The organism is Streptomyces sp. NPDC060064 (genome assembly GCF_042736455.1).
GTDB lineage: Bacteria > Actinomycetota > Actinomycetes > Streptomycetales > Streptomycetaceae > Streptomyces.
This window is the reverse complement of sequence record NZ_JBHWWF010000094.1, coordinates 1-6,360: the sequence shown is the minus strand read 5'-3', so window position 1 is coordinate 6,360 and position 6,360 is coordinate 1. Positions and strand designations below refer to the sequence as shown.

Annotated in this window: 5 protein-coding genes and 3 pseudogenes; 4 read left to right on the top strand and 4 right to left on the bottom strand. The window is 62.2% G+C overall.

Translation table 11 applies throughout. The features are described 5' to 3' along the window. Window positions 1-99: 99 nt before the first annotated feature. A complete protein-coding gene (locus tag ACFWDI_RS40750; protein ID WP_385312130.1) occupies window positions 100-777 on the top strand; it encodes a hypothetical protein in 678 nt (225 codons plus the stop codon). 19 nt (window positions 778-796) lie between these two features. Here ACFWDI_RS40750 and ACFWDI_RS40745 read toward each other — a convergent pair. Both ACFWDI_RS40745 and ACFWDI_RS40740 read right to left on the bottom strand, forming a co-directional pair. Beyond that, window positions 797-1,159, bottom strand: a pseudogene (locus ACFWDI_RS40745) (integrase core domain-containing protein); the annotation flags it as partial. Next, on the bottom strand, window positions 1,063-1,638 hold the full coding sequence (locus tag ACFWDI_RS40740) for an IS3 family transposase (protein WP_385312128.1): 576 nt from the start codon (window positions 1,636-1,638) through the stop codon (window positions 1,063-1,065). The gene ACFWDI_RS40740 and the pseudogene ACFWDI_RS40745, both read right to left, overlap by 97 nt. On the opposite strand from ACFWDI_RS40740, the pseudogene ACFWDI_RS40735 reads away from it, so the two are divergent. The 3 genes and pseudogenes from ACFWDI_RS40735 to ACFWDI_RS40725 all read left to right on the top strand — a co-directional run. Beyond that, a pseudogene (locus ACFWDI_RS40735) lies at window positions 1,564-1,944 on the top strand (replication initiator); the annotation flags it as partial. The gene ACFWDI_RS40740 and the pseudogene ACFWDI_RS40735 overlap by 75 nt on opposite strands. Beyond that, window positions 1,928-2,596: a replication initiator gene (locus ACFWDI_RS40730; protein ID WP_385312127.1), complete on the top strand. Its 669-nt coding sequence runs from the start codon at window positions 1,928-1,930 to the stop codon at window positions 2,594-2,596. The pseudogene ACFWDI_RS40735 and the gene ACFWDI_RS40730, both read left to right, overlap by 17 nt. Before the next feature lie 103 nt (window positions 2,597-2,699). Then, window positions 2,700-2,828 carry a hypothetical protein gene (locus ACFWDI_RS40725; protein ID WP_385312125.1) on the top strand — a complete coding sequence of 43 codons (129 nt, stop codon included), beginning with the start codon at window positions 2,700-2,702 and terminating at the stop codon, window positions 2,826-2,828. Between the two features lie 273 nt (window positions 2,829-3,101). On the opposite strand, the gene ACFWDI_RS40720 is transcribed toward ACFWDI_RS40725, so the two are convergent. Beyond that, on the bottom strand, window positions 3,102-5,777 hold the full coding sequence (locus ACFWDI_RS40720; protein ID WP_385312124.1) for a LuxR C-terminal-related transcriptional regulator: 2,676 nt from the start codon (window positions 5,775-5,777) through the stop codon (window positions 3,102-3,104). A 311-nt stretch (window positions 5,778-6,088) separates the two neighbouring features. Next, window positions 6,089-6,360, bottom strand: a pseudogene (locus tag ACFWDI_RS40715) (hypothetical protein); the annotation flags it as partial.

Genomic DNA, 6,360 nt, shown 5'->3' with positions numbered 1-6,360 from the left:
CTCGCGCCAGCCGAGTACGAACAGCAATTGATCACGTCACGTACGCTGTCACTCGTCGCGTGAAACCCGGTGTCCACCCCCGGGGATCAACCTCACACCATGACCTGCACCCGCACAGACGCCCTGCAGGCAGGCCAGTCCTATCCGCCGATCGAGCTGTCCGTCACCGTCGCCTCCAGCGCCACCGGGCCGTTTGCCAACGTTGCGACGGTGTCTGGCGGTGGCAGCACCAGCCACCAGGACATCGACACCGTCGTCCTCGTCCCATCGTTGCAGGTCGAGAAGACGCATAAAGGCAAGTTCTCCAGGGGTGGACACGGCCGGTACACGATTAGCGTCGCCAACCGCGGCCAGGCCGCGACCCGCGGACAGGTGACTGTCACCGACACCCTGCCCGAGGGGCTCACCGCCACCCGTCTGGAAGGCGACGGCTGGGACTGCCAGACCGATACCCTGACCTGCACCCGCACCGACACTCTGCCGCCGGGCGATGACTATCCGCCCATCACCCTGAAGGTCAGTGTCAGCCGCAACGCCCCATGTACCGTGACCAACACCGTCACCGTCACCCTCACCGGCGGCGGCAGCATGCAGGAACACGCGACCGACCAGACGCGGCTCACCCCCCGCCGCCCTGATCACGGACGCAAAGACCCCCACCAGCGAACCACCGAGTCCACGACCACCCCCACCGCCTGCCTGTCAATCCCCTCGAAACGTGGAGGACTTCTCTATGCTGCTCGTCCTTCTGATGCGAGCGTGACCGTGCTTCGGTGATGGTTCCTTCGAACTCCACCGGAGGTAGTCCGCCGGCCGCGCTGTGCCTGCGGCGCGCGTTGAAAAAGTCCGCGATCCAGGTCGCGATCTTCAGCCGTGCCTCGGCTCGGGTGGCGAAGCGGTGCCGGTGGACGTACTCGACCTTGATCGACGAGTGGAACGACTCCGCGGCGGCGTTGTCGAGGGCCGAGCCCACGCGTCCCATGGACTGCACCACGCCCAGGCGGGCACACAGGCTGTTGTACGCCTCACTCGTATATTCCGACCCGCGGTCCGAGTGGAAAATCACGCCGTCCACGGTGCCGCCGCGCGTCGCGGCGGCCATCTTGAGTGACGTGCTGACCAGGGCCGCATCGTGCCGGTCGCCCATCGCGTAGCCCAGTACCCGGCGCGAGAACGCGTCATGGACGGACGCGAGGCAGAGCTTCCCTCGCCGGCCGCGATCTCGGTCATATCGCCCCACCACAAGACATCCGGAGCGATCGCGTCGAACCGGCGGCGCACCAGGTCACGCGCCGCCTTCCGTTTGCCCTGCCGGGTCAGGCTCTTGCGTCGGCGCGGGGGCTTGCGACCCTGCAGGCCGAGCCCGGCCATGATCTCGGCGACGGTGTTCTGCGACACCTGCCAGCCCTCGGCCCACAGATCCAGCGTGACCCTGGGCGAGCCGTACGTCCGGCCCGACGCGTTGAAGAAGTGGGTAATCCGCCCGGCCAGCGCAGCCCGACTGACCTCGCGTTTCGTCGGCTGCTCAGGGCGGCTGCGCCATTTATAGAACCAGAGCGGGACTTGATCCGGCTCGCAGGCGAACCGGGCTTCCCCCGCTGGCTGGAACAGATCCGATCCACCGGGGGATGTGCCCACCCTGTCTATCTCTCCGGCCGCACCACCACTCTGGACGCCGATACCGGCGCTGTGCTGCGGCACTACGACACCGCCACAGAACCGGGCGGGCGGCTGGCCGTACGGTGCCGCAACCGCCGTGAATCCCGCTGCGAGCCGTGCTCGCGTCTCCACTCCGGCGACACCTTCCACCTCGTGCGCTCCGGCCTCCTGGGCGGCAAGAACGTTCCCCCGAGCGTGACCGTTCATCCCCGGCTGTTCGTCACCCTCACCGCCCCCTCGTTCGGGCCCGTGCACCGTGTCATGGCCGATGGCGGGCGCTGCCGACCGGCGTCACCTGGCGACCGCAGCCGGCCAACCCCAATCGAAAATCGGGGACCACCTGCGGCTGAGCTTCGCCAAGGTCGCGGAGTACCAACGCCGGGGCGCAGTGCACTTCCATGCGGTGATCCGGCTCGACGGACCAGACGGCCCGACCTCGCCCCCGCCCACATGGGCCAGCGCCCAACTCCTCGAAGCTGCCGTGTGCTCCGCTGCCGACTCGGCACACGTCTCCATGCCCTACACGCCCGGCCTCGGTGAGCACGTGTTCCGCTGGGACGATCAACTCGACGTACACCCCATCCGGCGGGCCTTCGCCGACGACATGGGTGAGTTCCTGACCGCCAAGAACGCGCACTTCCTCCTGGTCGTCAAGGACAGCCAACCGCTACTGTTCAACGCTCTTCGCTCTCTGCCCCGGACGAACGTCACCGCGCGTCACGCTGAGCGCGACAACGGGCACGGCCGGCGCCAGCTTCGGGTAGTCAAAGCGCTGACCATCACCGGTCTCGGCATGGACTTCCCCGAATTCGCCCAGGCCGCCCGGAACATGCGGTTCCACACCAACGACACGACGGGCAAGCTCACCCGCAAGACGACCTACGCGATCACCGACCTGACCTCGCAACAGGCACCGCCGCAGCGGTCGAGCAGCTGACAGCGCTCACACTGGGGCATCGAGACCAAGGCTGCACTACGTCCGAGACGTCACGTTCGCCGAGGACACCAGCCGGATCCGCACCCGACTCGCCCCACAGAACATGGCCACCCTGCGGAACGTTGCCATCAACACGCTCCGCCCAGCCGGCCACCACAACATCACCGCGCCCCTCCGCCACAACTCCTACCAGTCCCACTCCCGCCCGCTCGACCTCAACGGCCCGCCATGACCAGCACAGCTACAACATCACGCGACTATGCAACAGCCCTGCCGACTGGGCCCGCGGAGGCTGGCGCCCCCGCAGCGTCAACGGCCCCCTCACATGACACGAGGACAGGAAACCAGGCGAAACGCCAAGCCTGTCACCGACTGAACCCGTCTGACGAATCGAGGCTGAGGGGAAAAGGCTGACTCCGAAGGATCCTCACCACAGCGACCTCATCGGCAGATACCACACCAAAGTCGGGCTATCCCTCACCCCGACGACATCATGAGTTCATCCTCAGGCGGTCCCCTTGAACGCATTTCGGAGCTCGCTTCTACTGGACACCCCCAGCTTCCTGTAGATGTTTTGGAGATGGTTCTCCACGGTTCGCCTTGAAATTTTTGCGCGGTCAGCAATTTCCGTATTCGTTAGTCTCTGCGCGATGAGGATCGCGATTTCCCTCTCGCGTGTCGTCAATTGTACGGATGCAGGGGTCGTGACAAGATCGGCTGTCACGACCCCCTCACACATGCCTGCGAGCCTTGCTGCTCTGTTATCCGCTGCTGTCGCTCTCCGCGTGGAATTCCGCCGTCGCCATGCGGATGCCCCAGCGGCCGCGGCTTCTGCTGCAAGCAGCAGAGCACCTGAACGTTCCAGACGATGGGAACTTGAGAACAGATCCGCCGGTGTTCCATCCACCCGCGCTGAAAAATAGTTCGCGCAGGCAGAAGTAATCTCTCCGTCTGATGAGCGGGCAAGTTCGGCGAGACGTTCCGCCGCTATAGTGATGTCACCGAGCCGCGCCGCTTCCGTAAGAATTCTCACCTCGCTGACGAGGTTACCAGTCGCACGAGCATCGGCTGCCGCCGCCATCAGTAGCTCTCTTGCGAGGGGGCGATCACCGCGATTTGCCGCATACCTTGCTTGGCCGATTGCGCGTTCAGAAACGAATACTCCCCACGCCGGAAGTGAATCGGCCTCGGCCAACGCACGCTTGGCGGCTTGCTCGTCACCAGACATCATGGCGGCTTCGGCGATCAAATGTACGGCTGCATACAATGGACCCTGTGAATCGGATTGGCGGGCCATCCCAGCAGCCTGCCCTGCCCATCGGCGCGCCGTTCTGGGGAGCCCTTGCATGACGGCGCAGCGAGCGATGATCAGGGACAGCAGAATATTCGAGCAATGGAGGCCATTTTTATGCATCTTTTCCCACTCTTGCAATCCCAGAGCATGCGCCTCCTGCAGTCTGCCAACTTCCCCAGTGGCAAAAATTACCGGAATTAGAAAGTGAGTCGAATCAGGTAGACCCAGGCACTCTGTTTCGCCAATATCCATGCGTTGGCGATAGGCATTCTGACCCAGATTCAATGCGTCGGAAGCACGGCCATCGATAGCCAGCAACCACACACGAGTGAGCTTTTCCAGCATTTCGCTCACCGCGTTCGATGCCGGCGTCGGACTTGCCAGCGAAGTCAATTCAGATGTCCGCTTGCCCAAAGAGATGAGAATCATCGCTTCATTGTTTGCCAAAACCGAGCCAGCGTCAGGGGACTGTATCAGATTGGACGCCTTAGAGTTGGCGTCGAGGGCCCCGACGCTATTTCCCAGCCCCCACGTCAGATTGCATGTTCGTATGAGTGTTAGGAGGACTCGCTGATCATCACTCCCGGCCAATTCTTCCGCTATTTCGAGTACTCGCTCCGCCTCACGGAATTCTCCCACTTCGTGGAGCGCCTCTCCCAAGAGGAGGCACGGCCAAAATTCGCTGATATTGCGAAAGGCTTCAGCTGCCAGGGTGCGGGTAGCGGAGTATTCGCGTTCAAGTCGCGCCGATAGGGCTCCGCGCAGAAGAAGAGATGGCTCGACACTTCCCTTCGTCTCCAGTTCCCAGAGAGCGATACTAATCGTGTCCTGCCTTCGGCGAGCGCCATGAGCGCGGAGTCGAGCTATATGCTCAGTCAGCAATTTCCTTTTCCTGGATTCCGGAATATCGCACAGCAGAATTTCGCGATACAGAGGGTCGGTAATGGTCAGGATCTCGCGAGCGCCTTGACGTACTGATTCCACAAACCCGGAGGACTCCAGCTGACATGTTGATTCTATTGAAAAATCCCGCGCTCCGACACTCTGACACAAAGAAATCAATTCCAAGAGTTCCCTGGCTCCTTCTCCTACTCTTTCCAGGTTGGTATGGAATATGTCGTGAAGTCGCCGAGTACTCCGCAAAGACCCCTGCAAGTGCCAGACTTCCCCATCGTTCACAAGGTTTCGTGACGCCAGGGACCCGATAGTGAGCTCTCGCAGGTGCGACGCGTTTCCTCTGCTGAGATGTTGAAGGGCTGCCGATGTGCGCGGAGTCACAAGACCTCCGAGTGCAGCATCTAGAATTCGTTCAGTTTCCGCGAGGGTGAATTCTTCAATCTCTACGCAATGTGACGAGTCCGCTCGCTCCAGGGTAGACGTCACGTCGCTCATCCGAGTTCCCCATCGCGAGGTGGCGAGAAGGAAGACAATGCCGGCATCCAGCAGCTGAGAAATCAGGGTCGCGGAAGCGGTATCGATGAACTGCAGCTCATCGACGAGAAGAATGAATCGCTTGCGGGGCCTTTTCTCGATCGACGGAGGGTTGATTGATTCACATGCCTGCCGGAAATATTCAACAGGGTTCAGTCGATCGAGATCGGCAGGCAGAAGATGAGCCAAGGTCGCTAGAGGAAATCCGTTAGGAGCGGGAACTGCACTTCTCCCACCCCTGTAGCCCATCGCTCGGGCGCGGTTCAAGCATTCGTTGGCGAGGCGAGTCTTACCAACTCCAGAGTCTCCTTTGATAATAAAGGCATGACATTCCGCCTCGGCGATTGCGTTCAGAAATGCCTCTATCTGCTCATCCCGACCAATGAAAGGCATAACATCCACAACCGATTGCTGTGTCACTCCGTCCCCCAAGGTAACTAGTGTCGCATCGTTCATCGCTTATCATGAGAGCTACGACAGCAGCTCTGCTTGCCCGTACGGCCCGTCGATGCGTGAATCATCCCAAAAGGAAAAGGGACCTTCCTGAGCAACCGATACTCATACGCACTCTGACCGGGACGTTTGTTGTCAGCTTCCCCGTACACGTCGCTGACAGGCGTCGAGGCACGCTCCGGTGTGAACTCGAAGGAGATCTCAGTGCCTTCGCAGGTGAGTGGATTTGACACGTGTGCCCGTCGCGACGTCCCGACATCCGCGCTGGTCACAGCTATTGGCGAACGTGACGGCATCCAGGTGAGTGCCCTCCCTCACCTGCCCAAAGCCGAAGTCCAGTAGTTCGCACCGAACCTTCCGGTGCTCACTGCCCTGCATGCCGAAGCCTCTGCGGCCTCGGCCATCAAGCGGATCGCCCCGAGGGGGAAGTAGTCGTCGGCGCAGACGACCGTCGCACCGGCGGGCGGCTGGGTGTAGAGGCCGATGATCCGCAGCTGCCGGGCCCGGGCGGCCAGAGAGTCCAGCGTCCACTCGGCCGGCCCTGACTCGTCGGCCGCCCACAGATCCCCGCCGGGCTGCACCTCAA